Origin of the sequence: Streptomyces sp. AM 4-1-1, from assembly GCF_029167625.1 — a bacterium.
GTDB lineage: Bacteria > Actinomycetota > Actinomycetes > Streptomycetales > Streptomycetaceae > Streptomyces.
Map to the genome: position 1 here is coordinate 3,492,933 of NZ_CP119145.1, position 17,303 is coordinate 3,510,235.

Sequence of the window (17,303 nt, forward strand, 5' to 3'; positions counted from 1 at the left end):
CGCACTCGACTCCCAGGTGGGGATGCTCGTCGAGGAGCGCGGTCACCTGGGCCGGGTCGAGTTGCGCCGCGAAAAACGCCGAGGCCGTCCGCAGTACGTCGTTCGCCCTCTTGAGCTCGGCGTTCTCCTTCCGCAGGACCACCAGCTCGGCGTGTTCGTCGGTGGTCAGCCGGTCATCACGCTCGCCGGCGTCGGCCTCGGCCTGCCGGATCCAGCCCCGCAGGGCCTCGGGGTGGACGCCGAGGTCGACGGCCAGCTTCTTGATCTGCGGCTTCGGATCCGAGGTGCGATACATCCGCACCGCACGCTCACGCAACTCCAGCGAGTACTTCCTGGGGGCAGCCATGGTCGATGTTCCTCTCATAGAACCATCTGCCCCTCTGTCACCACCTTCCGCATCTCGGGGGAACCTCACATCCAAACGAGTGACGACATGACCTGCGAGTCTCAAGACGGTGTCGCATCCGACTCTGACCCGACATCAGCCATGAGATTCCGACATGAAATCTGAGACCCTACAACGGCGATCAGGCCTGCGCCATGTCCACGAAGCGCGAGTAGTGCCCCTGGAAGGCGACGGTGATCGTCGCGGTCGGGCCGTTTCGGTGTTTGGCCACGATCAGGTCCGCCTCGCCCGCGCGGGGCGACTCCTTCTCGTACGCGTCCTCGCGGTGCAGCAGGATCACCATGTCGGCGTCCTGCTCGATGGAACCCGACTCACGCAGGTCGGAGACCATCGGCTTCTTGTCCGTGCGCTGCTCGGGGCCACGGTTCAGCTGGGAGAGCGCGATGACCGGGACTTCCAGCTCCTTGGCCAGCAACTTCAGGTTTCGGGACATGTCCGAGACCTCTTGCTGACGGCTCTCCGCGCGTTTCGAGCCGCCCGACTGCATCAGCTGCAGATAGTCGATGACCACGAGCTTCAGGTTGTTGCGCTGCTTGAGCCGACGGCACTTCGCCCGGATCTCCATCATCGAGAGGTTGGGCGAGTCGTCGATGTAGAGCGGGGCGGCCGAGACGTCCGGCATCCGGCGGGCCAGCCGGGTCCAGTCCTCGTCGGTCATCGTGCCGGAGCGCATGTGGTGCAGCGCCACGCGGGCCTCTGCGGACAGCAGGCGCATCGCGATCTCGTTACGGCCCATTTCGAGGGAGAAGATCACGCTCGGCAGGTTGTTCTTGATCGAGCAGGCTCGGGCGAAGTCCAGGGCCAGGGTCGACTTGCCCATGGCGGGACGGGCCGCGATGACGATCATCTGGCCCGGGTGCAGTCCGTTCGTCAGGGCGTCGAAGTCGGTGAAACCCGTCGGCACACCGGTCATCTCGCCGCTGCGCGAGCCGATCGCCTCGATCTCGTCGAGTGCGCCTTCCATGATGTCGCCGAGGGGGAGGTAGTCCTCACTGGTGCGCTGCTCGGTGACGGCGTAGATCTCGGCCTGGGCGGAGTTGACGATCTCGTCGACGTCCCCGTCGGCCGCGTACCCCATCTGTGTGATCTTCGTTCCGGCCTCCACGAGGCGGCGGAGCACGGCGCGCTCATGGACGATCTCGGCGTAGTACGAGGCATTGGCCGCGGTCGGCACGGACTGGACGAGGGTGTGCAGATACGGCGGTCCACCGACCTTGGTGATCTCACCGCGTCTGACCAGCTCGGCCGCCACCGTGATCGGGTCGGCCGGCTCGCCCTTCGCGTAGAGGTCGAGGATCGCCGTGTAGACGGTCTCGTGGGCGGGACGGTAGAAATCGTGCCCCTTGATGATCTCCACGACGTCGGCGATGGCGTCCTTGGACAGGAGCATGCCGCCGAGCACCGACTGTTCCGCGTCCAGGTCCTGCGGGGGCACCCGCTCGAACCCGGCCGAGCCGCCGTCCCAGCCCTCGCTCTCGCGGCTGCGGTCGTGCTGATCGTCCCGGCCACGGCCCTCGCCCCGGCGCTGACGGGAAACAGGCAGACGGTCACTGGGACCGGTGTCGGCCCAGGGGTCGTCCAAAGGCTCGGGAATGCTCACCGGGCCACCTCCTCCCGTCCGCTCCGCGGACCTCGCCGTGCCACTCTTTCTTACGGCACGGCACCGACAAACCAAGACGCCCGACTCCGGTTCCGGCGAGTCGAGTCATGCGGGATTCCAAGGCCGGAACGGAGAGCGGGCGCCGGACCACGGTAGGCCCCTCCGCACCGTCAGCCAATCTGGTTATCCACAGGCCATGTGGACGAAGGACCGGATGCTGTGGAGAACCTCTGGGAACCTGTGCACGGAACAGGGGACAGCGCTGTGGACAAACTCTCAACTTCTGCACTCCCACCCCTCCGACCTGGCATTACTCCATCCACCGGCTGTGGGAGAGAAAAACTTTTCCAGGCGGCGCAAGATCACGGCAAACCGCGCACAGCGGGACCACGAATCACGCTCGAAGTAAGGGACACAAGAGGGTTGTATCTATTACCTGTGGAAGATTAGATTGGCTCCCATGCCCCAGGCCCCTTCCCGACCTCAGCGCAGCCGCCGTAGGCACGATCGCGAGATCCTCGCGCTGGCCGTGCCCGCCTTCGGCGCACTCGTCGCCGAGCCGCTCTTCGTGATGGTCGACAGCGCTATCATCGGCCACCTCGGCACCTCACAGCTGGCCGGTCTGGGTATCGCCGCGGCCCTGCTCACCACCGCCGTCAGCATCTTCGTCTTCCTCGCCTACGCGACCACGGCAGCTGTCGCCCGCCGGGTGGGCGCGGGCGACCTGAAGGCCGCGATCCGGCAGGGCATGGACGGCATCTGGCTCGCGCTGCTGCTCGGAGCCGCGGTCATCGCCGTCACCCTCCCCAGCGCCCCGTGGCTCGTCAGCCTCTTCGGCGCCTCCGACACCGCCGCCCCCTACGCCACCACCTATCTACGCATCTCCAGCCTCGGCATCCCCGCCATGCTGGTCGTGATGGCAGCAACCGGTGTCCTCCGCGGCCTGCAGAACACCAGGACACCTCTCTACGTCGCCGTCGGCGGTTTCGCCGCCAACGGTGTCCTCAACGCGGTACTCGTCTACGGCGCCGGTCTGGGCATCGCCGGCTCCGCGTGGGGCACGGTGATGGCGCAGGTCGGTATGGCCGCCGCCTATCTGTTCGTGGTCGTCCGCGGAGCGCGACGCCACGGCGCGTCACTCCGCCCGGACCTGCCGGGCATCAGGGCCAGCGCCCAGGCGGGCGTTCCCCTGCTCGTACGCACCCTCTCGCTCCGCGCCGTGCTGATGATCGCGACCGCGGTGGCAGCCCGCCTCGGAGACGTGGACATCGCCGCGCACCAGATCGTTCTCTCCCTGTGGAGCCTGATGGCTTTCGCGCTCGACGCGATCGCCATCGCCGGACAAGCCATCATCGGCCGCTACCTCGGCGCCGCTGACGAAAAGGGCGCCCGTGACGCCTGTCGCCGGATGGTGGAGTGGGGTATCGCCACCGGAGTGGTGCTGGGCGTGCTCATCGTGCTGGCCCGCCCACTGTTCATTCCACTCTTCACCGGGGACCACGCGGTCAAGGAGACCTTGCTTCCCGCCCTGTTGGTGGTGGCGCTCACCCAGCCGATCGCCGGAGTGGTCTTCGTCCTGGACGGAGTGCTCATGGGAGCCGGGGACGGCCGCTATCTCGCCTGGGCCATGCTCGTGACTCTGGCCGCCTTCGCTCCGGTCGCGCTGCTCGTCCCCGTGGCCGGTGGTGGACTGACCGCAGTGTGGTGGGCCATGTCACTCATGATGGCGGTGCGGTTGGTGACTCTCTGGCTTAGGACCCGTTCCGGGCGCTGGGTCGTTACGGGAGCCACCCGCTGAACTCCGGTAGCCATCTCGGACACCGCCTCGTACACCGCTGTTTCACCGCGGGACCATGTCCATGTTTCACGTGAAACACAGACCGTGAAACCACGTGAAACATGCCTCGTGAAACACGGACCGCAGCGCCTCGCCGGATCTGGAAGATCTGCCGGGTACGTCAGATCCGAACGGCAAAGGGCCGCACCCCAGGGGGTACGGCCCTTCATCTGCTCTGCGGAGCTGCGCCCTTAGGCGGCAACAACCTCGATGCCGAGCTGCGCGGCAACCTCGGGGTGCAGACGCACGGACACCTGGTGTCCGCCGAGCGTCTTGATGGCCGAGCCGAGCTCGACGCGACGCTTGTCGACGTCCGGACCACCGGCGGCCTTGATCGCCGAAGCGATGTCGGCCGGGGTGACGGAGCCGAAGAGACGGCCGGCGTCGCCGGAGCGAACAGCCAGACGCACCTTCACGGCTTCGAGCTTGGCCTTGATCTCGTTGGCCTGCTCGATCGTCGCGATCTCGTGGATCTTGCGGGCGCGGCGGATCTGCGCCACGTCCTTCTCGCCGCCCTTGGTCCAGCGGATGGCGAAGCCACGCGGAACCAGGTAGTTACGGGCGTACCCGTCCTTGACGTCAACGACGTCGCCGGCGGCACCGAGGCCAGTGACCTCGTGGGTGAGGATGATCTTCATGTCTGCGTCACCCTTCCCTTATCGCGCGGTGGACGTGTAGGGCAGCAGCGCCATCTCACGGCTGTTCTTGACGGCCGTGGCGACGTCACGCTGGTGCTGCGTGCAGTTGCCGGTGACGCGGCGGGCACGGATCTTGCCGCGGTCGGAAATGAACTTCCGCAGCATGTTCGTGTCCTTGTAGTCCACGTACTGGGTCTTGTCCTTGCAGAACGCGCAGACCTTCTTCTTAGGCTTGCGCACAGGCGGCTTCGCCATGGTGTTTCTCCTGTGTGATCAAGAAGTGTGGATCGAGCTGCCCTAGAAGGGCGGCTCGTCCGAGTAGCCGCCGCCAGAGGAACCGCCGGAGCCACCGGAGCTTCCGCCCCAGCCGCCTCCACCGCCCTGCTGGCCACCGCCCGGCTGACCGGCTGCCGGCGCGCCGGAGGCCCACGGGTCGTCGGCGGGAGCACCGCCGCCGCCCTGCTGGCCACCGGCACCGGGGCCGCCGCCCCAGTTGCCGCCGCCACCCTGCTGGCCACCGCCGTAGCCACCCTGACCGCCACGGCCGGTGGTCTTCGTGACCTTTGCCGTGGCGCTCTTGAGACTGGGGCCGACTTCCTCGACGTCCAGCTCGTAGACCGTGCGCTTGACGCCCTCGCGGTCCTCGTAGGACCGCTGCTTCAGCCGGCCCTGCACGACGACGCGCATGCCTCGCGTAAGCGACTCCGCGACGTTCTCCGCCGCCTGACGCCAGACCGAGCAGGTGAGGAACAGGCCTTCGCCGTCCTTCCACTCATTGGTCTGCTTGTCGAAGATGCGGGGAGTGGACGCGACACGGAACTTCGCGACCGCCGCACCGGACGGGGTGAAGCGCAGCTCGGGGTCGTCGACGAGATTGCCGACGACCGTGATGACGGTCTCGCCTGCCATGGGTGAACCTCTCGGCGGGGATTTCTTCTGGGCTGCTTGCTGCTACTCGAACCCGATGACCGCTGAGCAGAAGCTCAGTGGATCTCGGGGCGGAGGACCTTGGTCCGGAGGACCGACTCGTTCAGGTTCATCTGGCGGTCGAGCTCCTTGACGACCGCAGGCTCGGCCTGCAGGTCGATGACCGAGTAGACGCCCTCGGGCTTCTTCTTGATCTCGTAAGCGAGACGACGACGGCCCCAGGTGTCGACCTTCTCAACCTTTCCGTTGCCCTCGCGGACGACGGAGAGGAAGTTCTCGATCAGCGGGGAGACAGCTCGCTCCTCGAGATCGGGGTCGAGGATGACCATCACTTCGTAGTGACGCATGTGGAACCCACCTCCTTTGGACTCAGCGGCCACGGTCGTTCCGTGGCAGGAGGGTCGTGATGCGTAGGCACCAGTGTCTCCGAGTGAAACAGCCACCACTCACAACGCCCTCCGCGAGGAGGGGCTGATGTGCGGCCCGGGCAGACACCGGCGCAGACCGTCCAGCGTACCCGCATACCGGCTTCCGGTTGAAATCCGGTGCCGAATGGGCGCAATGTGGACACATCGGTTCTCCGCGACGCCTCGGTGCGCCGCCTTCGGCCAGGAGGTACTTCCATGGCACAGGCATCCCGACCGCGTACGTCCGTCTCCCTCTTCGCCACCGACGGCAGGCCCCACCCCGTCCAGGACGTGCTGGTGGGGGTGACCGTGGTACTCGGCGTCCTCGCCTTCGTCACGGCGATGTTCCACCACCTCCACCTCGTCAGCTCGTGGGCCGGGCTCGCCGGGATTCTCGTAGGGGCGTACGGGCTGTACATCTCGGAGACGACGCGCGAGAGGTTTCCCCTGTTCCTCGGCCTCGGCGCGTCCGGCATCGGCTTCTTCCTGGGCATGGCCCACGGCGGCCTGTTCGGTGGCGTGCTGGGCTAGTGCCGGCCCGGCACCAGGGCCTCTCACGGGCCCGGCGGGCGGTGTGGAAGGCATCCGGGCGCCGCCGGACGGTCCGGGCGCCCGGACCTCGACCGGCACCGGCAGCCCCGCCCCGCCGGGCCCGGAACCGCGCTGCGGGCACGGAGCCGTACAGGACGGGCACGAAGCCGTACAGGACGCTTCCAGACGGGGCGCTCCCCGGTCGCAGTAGGCTTCGGCGCGAGAGCCGGAGCCCCTGACCGATGGGGACACACCTGCCGAGGAGCGCCCCGCATGAGCCTGACCCTGAGGACCATCAGCCGAGAGCAGCATCTGGCGTACATCCAGAGCCTGCCTTCGGCCAGTCACTGCCAGGTCCCGGCGTGGGCTGACGTGAAGACGGAGTGGCGCTCGGAGAGCCTGGGATGGTTCGACAAGACCGGCGAGATCGTGGGCGCCGGTCTGGTCCTCTACCGGCAGCTGCCCAAGATCAAGCGGTATCTCGCGTACCTCCCCGAGGGCCCGGTCATCAACTGGTACGCCCCCAACCTGGACGAGTGGCTGCAGCCGATGCTCGCCCACCTCAAGCAGCAGGGCGCGTTCTCGGTGAAGATGGGCCCGCCGGTCGTCATCCGCCGCTGGGACTCGGTCGCCATCAAGTCCGGCATCCAGGACCCCGACGTGAAGCGTCTGCGCGATGTCGAGGCCACCCACATCGAGCCGCGCGCCTTCGAGGTGTCCGACCGGCTCCGGAAGATGGGCTGGCAGCAGGGCGAGGACGGCGGCGCCGGTTTCGGTGATGTGCAGCCCCGCTACGTCTTCCAGGTCCCGTTGGCGAACCGCTCGCTGGAGGACGTCCTCAAGGGCTTCAACCAGCTGTGGCGCCGCAACATCAAGAAGGCCGAGAAGGCCGGTGTCGAGGTCGTCCAGGGTGGCTACGAGGACCTTGCCGAATGGCAGCGGCTGTACGAGATCACGGCCGTGCGCGACCACTTCCGACCGCGCCCGCTGTCGTACTTCCAGCGCATGTGGTCGGTGCTCAACTCCGAGGACCCCAACCGCATGCGGCTGTACTTCGCGCGGCACAACGGGGTGAACCTGTCCGCTGCGACCATGCTCGTCGTCGGCGGACACGTCTGGTACTCGTACGGCGCGTCCGACAACATCGGACGCGAGGTCCGGCCGTCGAACGCGATGCAGTGGCGGATGCTCCGCGACTCGTACGCGATGGGGGCGACCGTCTACGACCTGCGCGGCATCAGCGACTCGCTCGACGAGACCGACCACCTCTTCGGACTGATCCAGTTCAAGGTGGGTACCGGTGGCGAGGCCGTGGAGTACGTCGGCGAGTGGGACTTCCCGCTCAACAAGCTGCTGCACAAGGCGCTCGACATCTACATGTCCCGCCGCTGAGACCACCACGGGACCGGTGAGCCACCGGTGCCCCCGCCGATCGGCGGGCGGCGCCGCGACGGGATTCCGTGGCCCTGGCGCGTACGCCTTCGACACCCCTGATACACCGATACGCACATCTCTGACACACCGCAGCCACCAGAAAGGTTCCGGGCCGGCCATGGCGCTCTCCCTCTACGTCGACACCGCGCGCTGGCGGGCGCACCAGCAATCCGTGCTCGACCAGTTCCCCGGCATCGTCCCGGTCTGCAAGGGCAACGGATACGGCTTCGGTCACGAACGACTCGCCGACGAGGCGATCCGGTTCGGTTCCGACACCCTCGCCGTCGGCACCACCTATGAAGCGGCCCGCATCAAGGACTGGTTCAGCGGCGATCTGCTGGTCCTCACGCCCTTCCGCCGGGGCGAGGAGCCGGTGCCGCTGCCGGACCGCGTCATCCGGTCCGTCTCCTCCGTGGACGGTGTGCACGCCCTGGTCGGCGCGCGGGTCGTCATCGAGTGCATGAGCTCGATGAAGCGCCATGGCGTCCGGGAGGAGGAGCTGGGACAGCTGCACGCCGCCATCGAGGACGTACGCCTGGAGGGCTTCGCGCTGCACCTGCCGCTGGACCGTACGGACGGTTCGGACGCGGTCGAGGAGGTCATCGGCTGGATGGACCGGCTGCGCGCGGCCCGGCTGCCGCTGCACACCATGTTCGTCAGCCATCTGCGGGCCGAGGAGCTGGCCAGGCTCCAGCAGCAGTTCCCGCAGACTCGGTTCCGCGCCCGTATCGGGACCCGGCTCTGGCTCGGCGATCACGACGCGACGCAGTACCGGGGCTCCGTCCTCGACGTCACACGTGTCGTGAAGGGGGATCGTTTCGGCTACCGGCAGCAGAAGGCGGCGTCCGACGGCTGGCTGGTCGTCGTCGCCGGCGGCACGTCCCACGGTGTCGGTCTGGAGGCCCCGAAGGCACTGCACGGCGTGATGCCGCGTGCCAAGGGCGTCGCCCGCGCCGGTCTGGCCACCGTCAACCGCAACCTGTCGCCGTTCGTCTGGGCGGGGAAGCAGCGCTGGTTCGCCGAGCCGCCGCACATGCAGGTGTCGATCCTGTTCGTCCCCGCCGACGCTCAGGAGCCGAAGGTCGGCGACGAGCTGGTGGCCCATCTGCGGCACACGACGACCCAGTACGACCGTCTCGTCGACCGCTGACAGCCGCTCCTGCGCCATGGCACGGCCCCCGGTCGCCGGTCGCGTCGGCCGGGCCGCTGAGAGGGCGTGACGGCGGTCTGACAGCCCACTGACAGCCGAGAGCCCCGGGGCCGTACCGACACGTCGTGTCGGTACGGCCCCGGGGCTCGTCCGTGGTCCGGTCGGTGGCTCAGTCGGCACCCGTCCCACGCGCCACGCCCCAGTCCACCCGCTGTCCCTCGGCCACGGACGCGGTCCCTCGCTCCGGTCGCGTGGCGCCTCCCAGTACGAACACGTCCCGCGCCCCGTCGAGCACACCGCCGGACGGATCGTCCGAGCCGTCGCGCCGCACCCCGTCCCGCTCCGGCAGCAGGATGTCCCGTACGACGACGGCGCAGAGGTAGAGCGTGCCCAGCAGGTGCAGGGCGATGGCGAGCTGGTAGCCCTCCGTCGGCAGGCCCTGGTGCTTGTCGCCGCTCGTCGTGTACGCGAGATACATCCAGATCCCCAGGAAGTACATGACCTCGCAGGCCTGCCACACGAGGAAGTCGCGCCACCGGGGCCTGGCCAGCGCGGCCAACGGGATCAGCCAGAGCACGTACTGCGGCGAGTACACCTTGTTGGTGAGGATGAACGCGGCGACGACCAGGAAGACCAGCTGCGCGAAACGCGGCCGCCGCGGGCCCGCCAGGGTGAGGGCCGCGATTCCGGCGCACAGTACGACCATCAGCAGCACCGACGCCGTGTTGACAGTCTCGACATCGATCGGCTCACCGGTGCGCTGTGTGATGATCAGCCAGAAGGAGCCGAAGTCGATCGACCGCTCCTGACTGAACGTGTAGAACTTCTTCCACCCCTCGGGCGCGAGCAGCATCACCGGAAGGTTCACCACCAGCCAGGCCGCCACCGTCCCGAAGGCCGCCACGGCGAACTCCCGCCACTTGCCGGCCCGCCAGCACAGCAGGAGCAGCGGCCCCAGCAGCAGTACGGGGTAGAGCTTGGCGGCCGTGGCGAGCCCGATGAGGACGCCGAACGCCAACACGCGTCCCCGTGACCACATGAGCATGGCCGCGGCCGTCAGGGCGACCGCCAGCAGGTCCCAGTTGATCGTCGCGGTGAGCGCGAAGGCGGGTGCGAGGGCGATGAGCAGCGCGTCCCACGGCCGTCGGCGATGTGTACGGGCGGCGCACACCGCGATGACCGCGGCGCAGATCATCAGCATGGCCGCGTTGACCATCCAGTACATCTGCTCACGGTGCTGCATGGTGCCGCCCGAGGGCGTCAGCCAGGACGCGACCTGCATGAAGGCCCCGGTCAGTACCGGGTACTCCAGGTACTGCATGTCGCCGCCGAACCGGTCGAAGTACGGCACCAGGCCGTCCGCGAACCCGCGCCCGACGAAGAGGTGCGGAATGTCCGAGTAGCAGGCGTGCGTGTACTGCGAGCCGGAGCCCCTGAACCAGGCCCACTCGTAGCAGGGCACCTTCTGCGCCATGCCGAGCGCGAACATCCCGATCGCCACCAGCGCGACGACACGGACCGCGGTCAGCGGGCCGCCACCGACCCGCGCCCAGCGTCCCGCCGGCCCCCCGATCAGCTCACTGCCCGCCGCCGCGACCTCGTCCTGCTGCGTGGGCCGCACAGGGGGCCGCTCCTGGTGCACGCTCGTCTCCTCTGCGCTTGGCATGCCGCACATCCTGCCGTACGGGGCTGTGGGCACGCGGAAGGCCGCCGCATCCCGTGGGATGCGGCGGCCTCGGTCACCGTGCTTGTCAGGGCCGCCGACGGCTTCCCCCGGGTTCGGTCTTCCGGAACCGACCGGCTTCCCGCGGGCCCTCGCGGAGCCTCCGGCGCCGCTGCGGGCCGCTCCGGGCGTCCCCGGTCCGTCGGTCCGGGACGCGCCCCTTACCCGTACGGCCCCCCGAGGATGCCGCTGCCGTTCCCGTTGCCATTGCCGTTCCCGTTCCCGTTCCCGTTGCCGTTCCCGTTCCCGTTGCCGTTCCCATTGCCGTTCCCATTGCCTCCGTCACCCGAGTCGCCGCCGGGTGACGGGGGATCCTGCGAGCCGCCTCCGGACGCGTTGCCGGAGGCCGAGCCGTCGTCACCCCAGCCACCGTCGGCGCCTTGGTTGGCGCCGCCCGCGGCGTTGTGCTCGCAGTCCCAGTCCCACTTCACACAGGACTTGGTCGGATCGGGCGACTTCGACGTCGACATCGACGGGGACGCCGGGGGCGAGGCGGATTTCGACTCGGAGGCCGTCGTGCTCGGCGTCGGGGTCGGGCTCTCCGCGCCGGCGCCGAAGACCTTGTCACCGATCGGCTGCGGCGTCGGGAACCGCTCGACCGGCTTCCCCTTCATCGCGTCCGTCATGTAGTCGTGCCAGATCTGCGCGGGGAACGAGGCACCGTGGATCTTCTCCTCACCACCCGTGCCGAACATCTCCTCGAATCCACGGTCCTTGGCGTTCTCGTCGTCGTTCATCCGGAACATGCTCACGGCGGTCGACAGCTGCGGGGTGTAGCCGACGAACCAGGCCGACTTGTTGCCGTCCGTGGTACCCGTCTTGCCCGCCGCGTCACGGCCGTCGAGCCTCGCCGGCGTGCCGGTCCCGTGCTCGACGACGTTCTTGAGCACGTCCGTGACGTTGTCCGCGACCGCGTTGGAGAAGGCGCGCTTCTTGACCGTCTTGTGCTGGTAGATGACCACGCCCTTCTTCTTGACCTCGGTCACCGAGAAGGGTTCGCTCTGCTGGCCGCTGGTGGCGAAGGTGGCGTACGCGCCCGCCATCCGGATCGCGCTCGGTGAGGACGTACCGATGGAGAAGGACGGAACGTGTGAGTCCGCCATGTACTTGTCGTCGCGCAGCCCCGCGGCGATGGCGGCCTCCTTCACCTTGTCGGTGCCGACGTCCATCCCGAGTTGTACGTACGGGGAGTTGGCCGACACCTCCATCGCCTTGCGGAGTGTGATGTCACCCTCGGAGTGGTGGCCGTCGTTGGTCTGCAACCACTCCTTGCCCTCCTCGTTGGTCCAGACGTCACCGTTGTACTGCTTGATCTTGAGCAGATCGTCGCCGTTGTAGATGCTCAGCGGCGAGACCTTGGTGCGCTGGGACTCGCCCTGCTCGGCCGGCCCGTCGGGGGCCCGCCTGCCGTACTCCATCGCGGCCGCCAGCACGAACGGCTTGAAGGTGGACCCGACCTGAGCGCCCGTCGCGTCGGCGTTGTTCGTGTAGTGCTTCGTCGCGTCCTCGCCGCCGTAGACGGCCACGATGGCACCGGTCTTCGGGTCCACCGAGGCCCCGCCGAACTGGACGTGGGTGTCCTTGTCAGGACGCTTCACCGGGTCGATCCTGGCGGACTGGACCTTCTTGACCGCGGCGGCGAGCTGGTCGACCTTCTTCTTCTCGAAGGTGGTGTGGATCTCGTATCCGCCCTTCGCGAGATCCTCCTCCTTGAGGCCCGCTTCGTTGTTGTTGACGAAGTACGACTTGGCGAGGTCCACCAGATAGCCGGTCTGGCCGCCCAGTTGGGCCGCCTTCTTCGGCGGCTTCGGCTCGGGGAACGCCTTGTACTTGGCTCGCTCCGCCGCCTCCAGCCGGCCGTCCTTCACCTCCTCGTCGAGAATCCAGCCCCAGCGCTTGACGGCCCGTTCCCTGTTGTCCTTGGGGGTGGCGGCCGGGTCGATCGCGGTGGCACCGGCCGGGTCGTAGTACGTCGCGCCCTTGAGGAGCGTGGCCAGGAAGGCGCACTCGCTCGGGTTCAGGTCGGTGGCGTCCTTGTTGTAGTACGTATGCGCCGCGGCCTGCAGTCCCCAAGCGCCTCGCCCGTAGTACGAGATGTTGAGGTACCCGGACATGATGGTTTCCTTGTCCTCCTTGGCACCGACCTTGAGCGTGATGAAGAGCTCTTCGACCTTCCGGCTCAGGGTCTGTTCCTGGGAGAGACGTGAGTTCTTCACGTACTGCTGGGTGATCGTCGAACCACCCTGGGTCTGACCGCCCTTGGCCATGTTGACCACGGCACGGGCGATGCCCATGGGGTCGATGCCCCAGTCCGTGTCGAACGACTTGTTCTCGGCGGAGATGACGGCGTCCCGCATGGCCTTGGGGATCTGGGCGTAGCCGATCTCCTGACGGTTGACCTCACCGCCGGCGGCGACCATCTGAGTACCGTCGGCCCAGTAGTAGACGTTGTTCTGCGCCGTGGCGATGGCCTTCACGTCAGGCATCCCGACCATCGCGTACGCGAGTCCGGCGAGCCCCATCAGAAGGCCCAGGAAACCGATGCACAGACCGGAGACCAGTTTCCACGACGGCATCCAGCGCCGCGCACCCAGCTTTCCCGCCCGGGGGTAGTCGATGAAGCGCTTCTTACCGGTGTACTGGTCGGCGCCTCCGTCCCCGCCCCGCCGTCTGCCCCCGCTCCCCTCGGGCGCGCGACGGCGCCCGGCGCCGCGCTGAGCCGCCCGGCGGGCCTCGGCCCGGCCACCGGACGGAGCTTCCTCGCCGTAGGAGCCGGAAGGTGATTCATTCGTCACTCCGCGTGACGGAGCGCGGCGTCCTGGGGACTGCTGGGCAGCTCGTCTGGCCGCGGCACGTCCGCCACCTTGCGGTTGCGGCGGTTTACGACGGTGCTCGCTCATCGAACGACTACTCCTCGGGCAGGCGACAGCGCCTGGAAGCGGTAGTTGAGATCCGGTCCCCCCGAATTGCGGACCAGCCCTGCGACAGGTACGTGCGCAGCGCTTCCGGTAGTCCGCGATGACTGACGCGCGCGGGCATCACAAGGTTCCCGGCGGTCTGCATGCGGGACAGACTACGCACGGTCAAAACCCTCCTAGGGCCGAAGTTCACCCCAAACCACACAAGTCGCTTCTCTGTATTTATTGATGTGACGCCGTTCACGATCATGCCCCTTGTCACAACGGGGCGGCCGATCTATCGTCCTGATGTATCGAGTCGATACATCAGCTCGGCATAGGGACTCCGCGGAAGCACTCGGAGATCCACTCGGAGACCTACTCGGAGAAGGAGAGAGGCGAAGGTGAGCAGACGCTCCGGCATCCTCGAATTCGCCGTACTCGGTCTGCTCCGCGAGTCCCCGATGCACGGCTATGAGCTGCGCAAACGCCTCAACACGTCGTTGGGCATCTTTCGCGCCTTCAGCTACGGCACCCTCTATCCCTGCCTCAAGACGCTGGTCGCCAACGGCTGGTTGATCGAGGAGCCGGGCAGCGTCCCGGCAGCCGTTCCACCCGCTGCCGGACGTGCGGTCGCCCCTGCCTCCTCACTCGCAGGGCGCCGCGCCAAAATCGTCTACCGGCTGACGGCGGAAGGTAAGGAGCACTTCGAGGAGCTGCTCTCGCACACAGGTCCTGACGCCTGGGAGGACGAGCACTTCGCTGCTCGGTTCGCCTTCTTCGGTCAGACGGAGCGCGAGGTGCGGATGCGCGTGCTCGAAGGCCGTCGCAGCAGGCTGGAGGAGCGTCTTGAAAAGATGAGCGCCTCTCTGGCCCGTACCCGCGAGCGCCTTGACGACTACACGCTTGAGCTGCAGCGGCACGGCATGGAGTCGGTGGAGCGCGAAGTGCGCTGGCTGAACGAGCTCATCGAGAGCGAGCGCTCGGGACGGGATCAGCGACGGTCCTCCCCCGAGGGCGCCGCTCAGCAGGACATATCAGGAGAGACGGGCGGCCTGCCCCGGCACCGGGGTGCGACCCCGCCGGATCCGTCCGACGACACCGCCAAGTGAAGTCTCCGCAGTTCGGCGGGGCTTCATCGGAACATCGAAAACACACAGGGAGCAAGCGGAATGGGTTCGGTTCGCGTAGCCATCGTCGGCGTGGGCAACTGCGCCGCCTCGCTGGTACAGGGCGTCGAGTACTACAAGGACGCCGATCCGGCCGGCAAGGTGCCCGGTCTGATGCACGTCCAGTTCGGTGAGTACCACGTTCGGGACGTCGAGTTCGTCGCCGCCTTCGACGTCGACGCGAAGAAGGTCGGCCTCGACCTCGCGGACGCCATCGGCGCCAGCGAGAACAACACCATCAAGATCGCGGATGTCCCCAACACCGGTGTGACCGTCCAGCGCGGCCACACCCACGACGGTCTCGGTAAGTACTACCGCGAGACCATCGAGGAGTCCGCGGAGACGCCGGTCGACATCGTCCAGATCCTCAAGGACAAGCAGGTCGACGTCCTCGTCTGCTATCTGCCCGTGGGTTCCGAGGTCGCCGCGAAGTTCTACGCGCAGTGCGCCATCGACGCCAAGGTCGCCTTCGTCAACGCTCTCCCGGTCTTCATCGCCGGTACCAAGGAGTGGGCGGACAAGTTCACCGAGGCCGGTGTCCCGATCGTCGGTGACGACATCAAGTCGCAGGTCGGCGCCACCATCACGCACCGTGTGATGGCGAAGCTGTTCGAGGACCGGGGCGTCGTCCTGGACCGCACGATGCAGCTGAACGTCGGCGGCAACATGGACTTCAAGAACATGCTCGAGCGCGAGCGCCTGGAGTCCAAGAAGATCTCCAAGACGCAGGCCGTCACCTCCCAGATCCGCGACCGCGAGCTGGGTGCGGACAACGTCCACATCGGTCCTTCGGACTACGTGGCCTGGCTGGACGACCGCAAGTGGGCCTATGTGCGCCTTGAGGGCCGCGCGTTCGGTGATGTTCCGCTGAACCTCGAGTACAAGCTTGAGGTCTGGGACTCGCCGAACTCCGCCGGTGTCATCATCGACGCCGTTCGCGCCGCGAAGATCGCCAAGGACCGCGGCATCGGTGGACCGATCCTCTCGGCGTCGAGCTACTTCATGAAGAGCCCGCCCGTGCAGTACTTCGACGACGAGGCCCGCGAGAACGTCGAGAAGTTCATCAGCGGCGACATCGAGCGCTGACGCCGCCGACGAGGCGGAGCGACGAGCGTCAACGCTCCTCCCTGTTATCCGCGTTGAGGGGCCCCGGACAGACGTCCGGGGCCCCTCAACGCGTGTGGCGCCCGCCCTGCGCCTACCGCACGCCATGGACAAGGCGCGTGGCTTCCTCCGGCCCGCCTGTCGCACGTGATCAACGTGTGTGACGCTTACACCCATGTCCGTCGTGCGTGATCTGCGCGTTCTTCTGCGTCTTCGGAACTTCCGTCGCCTTCTCGCCGTACGGCTTCTCTCCCAGTCGGCCGACGGTGTCTACCAGGTGGCGCTCGCCGCGCATGTCGTCTTCTCCCCCGAGAAGCAGGCTTCGGCCGGTGCCATCGCGTCGGCGATGGCGGTACTCCTTCTGCCCTACTCGCTCATCGGCCCTTTCGCCGGGGTACTCCTGGACCGGTGGCCGCGGCGCCAGGTCTTCCTGTACGGCAACCTGCTCCGCGCCGGGCTCGCCTGCTGCACGGCCCTGCTGATCCTCTCCACGGCGCCCGACTGGCTCTTCTACACCTCTGCGCTCTGTGTCACCGCGGTCAACCGCTTCGTGCTGGCCGGGCTCTCGGCCGCGCTTCCACGCCTCGTGGACAAGGACCGGCTGGTGATCGCCAATTCCGTGTCACCGACCGCGGGCACTCTGGCGGCCACCGCGGGCGGTGGTCTCGCCTTCGTCGTACGGATCGTGATCGCGGACTCCGATGCCGCAGTGGTGTTGCTGGGCGCGGCGCTCTACCTCGCTTCGGCGCTGGCGTCCCTGGGCTTCGCCCGCGACCTTCTCGGGCCCGAGGCCGACGAGGCCGGAACCAGACTGAGGCAGGCCCTGGCCATCACCACCCGAGGGCTCGCCGACGGGTTGCGCCATCTCCGGGAGCGTAGGGAAGCCGCCCGCGCATTGGCCGCGATGACAGTGATCCGCTTCTGCTACGGGGCGCTGACCGTGATGATGCTGATGCTGTGCAGATACGCCTGGTCCGACACCGAGGCCCACGGTCTGGCTCTGCTCGGACTGACGCTCGGTGTCTCGGCCGTCGGCTTCTTCACAGCGGCTGTGCTCACACCGTGGGCGGTGAGGCTGCTCGGCCGGTTCGGTTGGATGAGCCTCTGCGCAGTGGCTGCCGCGGTGCTCGTGCCTGCCCTTGGGCTGTCGTTCGTCGTCACACCCACGTTGATCGCGGCCTTCGTCGTGGGGCTCGTCACCCAGGGAACGAAGATCGCCACTGACACGGTTACGCAGACAGAGGTGGACGACCTCTTCCGCGGCCGGGTCTTCGCGCTCTACGACGTGCTGTTCAACGTCGCCTTCGTGGGAGCCGCCGCGATCTCGGCGCTGGCGCTTCCTCCCGACGGGCGGTCGACGGTCGTGGTGGCCGGGGCCGCCGGGTTGTACGCACTGGTCGCGGTGGCCCTGTACCGGTGGAGCCGCATGCGCCCGCGCGCCCCGAATGCTGTGACCTGAGGCTGCCAGCCGGCCCGGACA

The 17,303-nt window shown here is 67.7% G+C and carries 14 protein-coding genes and 1 pseudogene; 7 read left to right on the plus strand and 8 right to left on the minus strand.

Annotated elements, in window-relative coordinates; genetic code table 11:
- Positions 1-160 precede the first annotated feature (160 nt).
- A pseudogene (locus PZB75_RS14940) lies at positions 161-364 on the minus strand (transposase); the annotation flags it as partial.
- A gap of 163 nt (positions 365-527) precedes the next feature.
- Positions 528-1,988 carry a replicative DNA helicase gene (gene dnaB, locus PZB75_RS14945; protein ID WP_275538720.1) on the minus strand — a complete coding sequence of 487 codons (1,461 nt, stop codon included), beginning with the start codon at positions 1,986-1,988 and terminating at the stop codon, positions 528-530.
- Positions 1,989-2,466: 478 nt separating this feature from the next.
- On the opposite strand from dnaB, the gene PZB75_RS14950 reads away from it, so the two are divergent.
- The gene (locus tag PZB75_RS14950) at positions 2,467-3,804 is read left to right on the plus strand and encodes an MATE family efflux transporter (protein WP_275535783.1); all 1,338 of its coding nucleotides are present in this window, start codon (positions 2,467-2,469) and stop codon (positions 3,802-3,804) included.
- A 230-nt stretch (positions 3,805-4,034) separates the two neighbouring features.
- Here the strand turns inward: PZB75_RS14950 and rplI are convergent, their stop codons facing one another.
- The 4 genes from rplI to rpsF all read right to left on the minus strand — a co-directional run bounded on the left by rplI (position 4,035) and on the right by rpsF (position 5,755).
- Complete coding sequence (gene rplI, locus PZB75_RS14955) at positions 4,035-4,481, minus strand: 50S ribosomal protein L9 (protein WP_275535784.1); 447 nt, start codon at positions 4,479-4,481, stop codon at positions 4,035-4,037.
- An 18-nt stretch (positions 4,482-4,499) separates the two neighbouring features.
- Positions 4,500-4,736: a 30S ribosomal protein S18 gene (gene rpsR, locus PZB75_RS14960; RefSeq protein ID WP_003967857.1), complete on the minus strand. Its 237-nt coding sequence runs from the start codon at positions 4,734-4,736 to the stop codon at positions 4,500-4,502.
- A 42-nt stretch (positions 4,737-4,778) separates the two neighbouring features.
- Entirely contained in the window at positions 4,779-5,390 is a 612-nt protein-coding gene (locus PZB75_RS14965; protein WP_275535785.1) for a single-stranded DNA-binding protein, read from the minus strand.
- A 74-nt stretch (positions 5,391-5,464) separates the two neighbouring features.
- The gene (rpsF, locus tag PZB75_RS14970; RefSeq protein WP_275535786.1) at positions 5,465-5,755 is read right to left on the minus strand and encodes a 30S ribosomal protein S6; all 291 of its coding nucleotides are present in this window, start codon (positions 5,753-5,755) and stop codon (positions 5,465-5,467) included.
- Between the two features lie 276 nt (positions 5,756-6,031).
- Between rpsF and PZB75_RS14975 the strand changes: the two genes are divergently transcribed.
- From PZB75_RS14975 to PZB75_RS14985, 3 genes are all read left to right on the plus strand, one after another.
- A complete protein-coding gene (locus PZB75_RS14975) occupies positions 6,032-6,346 on the plus strand; it encodes a hypothetical protein (protein WP_275535787.1) in 315 nt (104 codons plus the stop codon).
- A gap of 273 nt (positions 6,347-6,619) precedes the next feature.
- Positions 6,620-7,738 carry a peptidoglycan bridge formation glycyltransferase FemA/FemB family protein gene (locus tag PZB75_RS14980; protein ID WP_275535788.1) on the plus strand — a complete coding sequence of 373 codons (1,119 nt, stop codon included), beginning with the start codon at positions 6,620-6,622 and terminating at the stop codon, positions 7,736-7,738.
- Between the two features lie 160 nt (positions 7,739-7,898).
- Positions 7,899-8,930, plus strand: a complete 1,032-nt coding sequence (locus PZB75_RS14985; protein ID WP_275535789.1) for an alanine racemase — start codon at positions 7,899-7,901, stop codon at positions 8,928-8,930.
- 169 nt (positions 8,931-9,099) lie between these two features.
- On the opposite strand, the gene PZB75_RS14990 is transcribed toward PZB75_RS14985, so the two are convergent.
- Together PZB75_RS14990 and PZB75_RS14995 are read right to left on the minus strand one after the other, a co-directional pair.
- Complete coding sequence (locus tag PZB75_RS14990; RefSeq protein WP_275535790.1) at positions 9,100-10,596, minus strand: glycosyltransferase 87 family protein; 1,497 nt, start codon at positions 10,594-10,596, stop codon at positions 9,100-9,102.
- Positions 10,597-10,814: 218 nt separating this feature from the next.
- On the minus strand, positions 10,815-13,553 hold the full coding sequence (locus PZB75_RS14995; RefSeq protein ID WP_275535791.1) for a transglycosylase domain-containing protein: 2,739 nt from the start codon (positions 13,551-13,553) through the stop codon (positions 10,815-10,817).
- 401 nt (positions 13,554-13,954) lie between these two features.
- Between PZB75_RS14995 and PZB75_RS15000 the strand changes: the two genes are divergently transcribed.
- The 3 genes from PZB75_RS15000 (at position 13,955) to PZB75_RS15010 (ending at position 17,282) form a co-directional block, all read left to right on the plus strand.
- Complete coding sequence (locus PZB75_RS15000; protein ID WP_275535792.1) at positions 13,955-14,662, plus strand: PadR family transcriptional regulator; 708 nt, start codon at positions 13,955-13,957, stop codon at positions 14,660-14,662.
- Positions 14,663-14,722: 60 nt separating this feature from the next.
- Positions 14,723-15,805: an inositol-3-phosphate synthase gene (locus PZB75_RS15005; protein WP_275535793.1), complete on the plus strand. Its 1,083-nt coding sequence runs from the start codon at positions 14,723-14,725 to the stop codon at positions 15,803-15,805.
- A gap of 193 nt (positions 15,806-15,998) precedes the next feature.
- Positions 15,999-17,282, plus strand: a complete 1,284-nt coding sequence (locus PZB75_RS15010; protein WP_275535794.1) for an MFS transporter — start codon at positions 15,999-16,001, stop codon at positions 17,280-17,282.
- Positions 17,283-17,303: the final 21 nt, after the last annotated feature.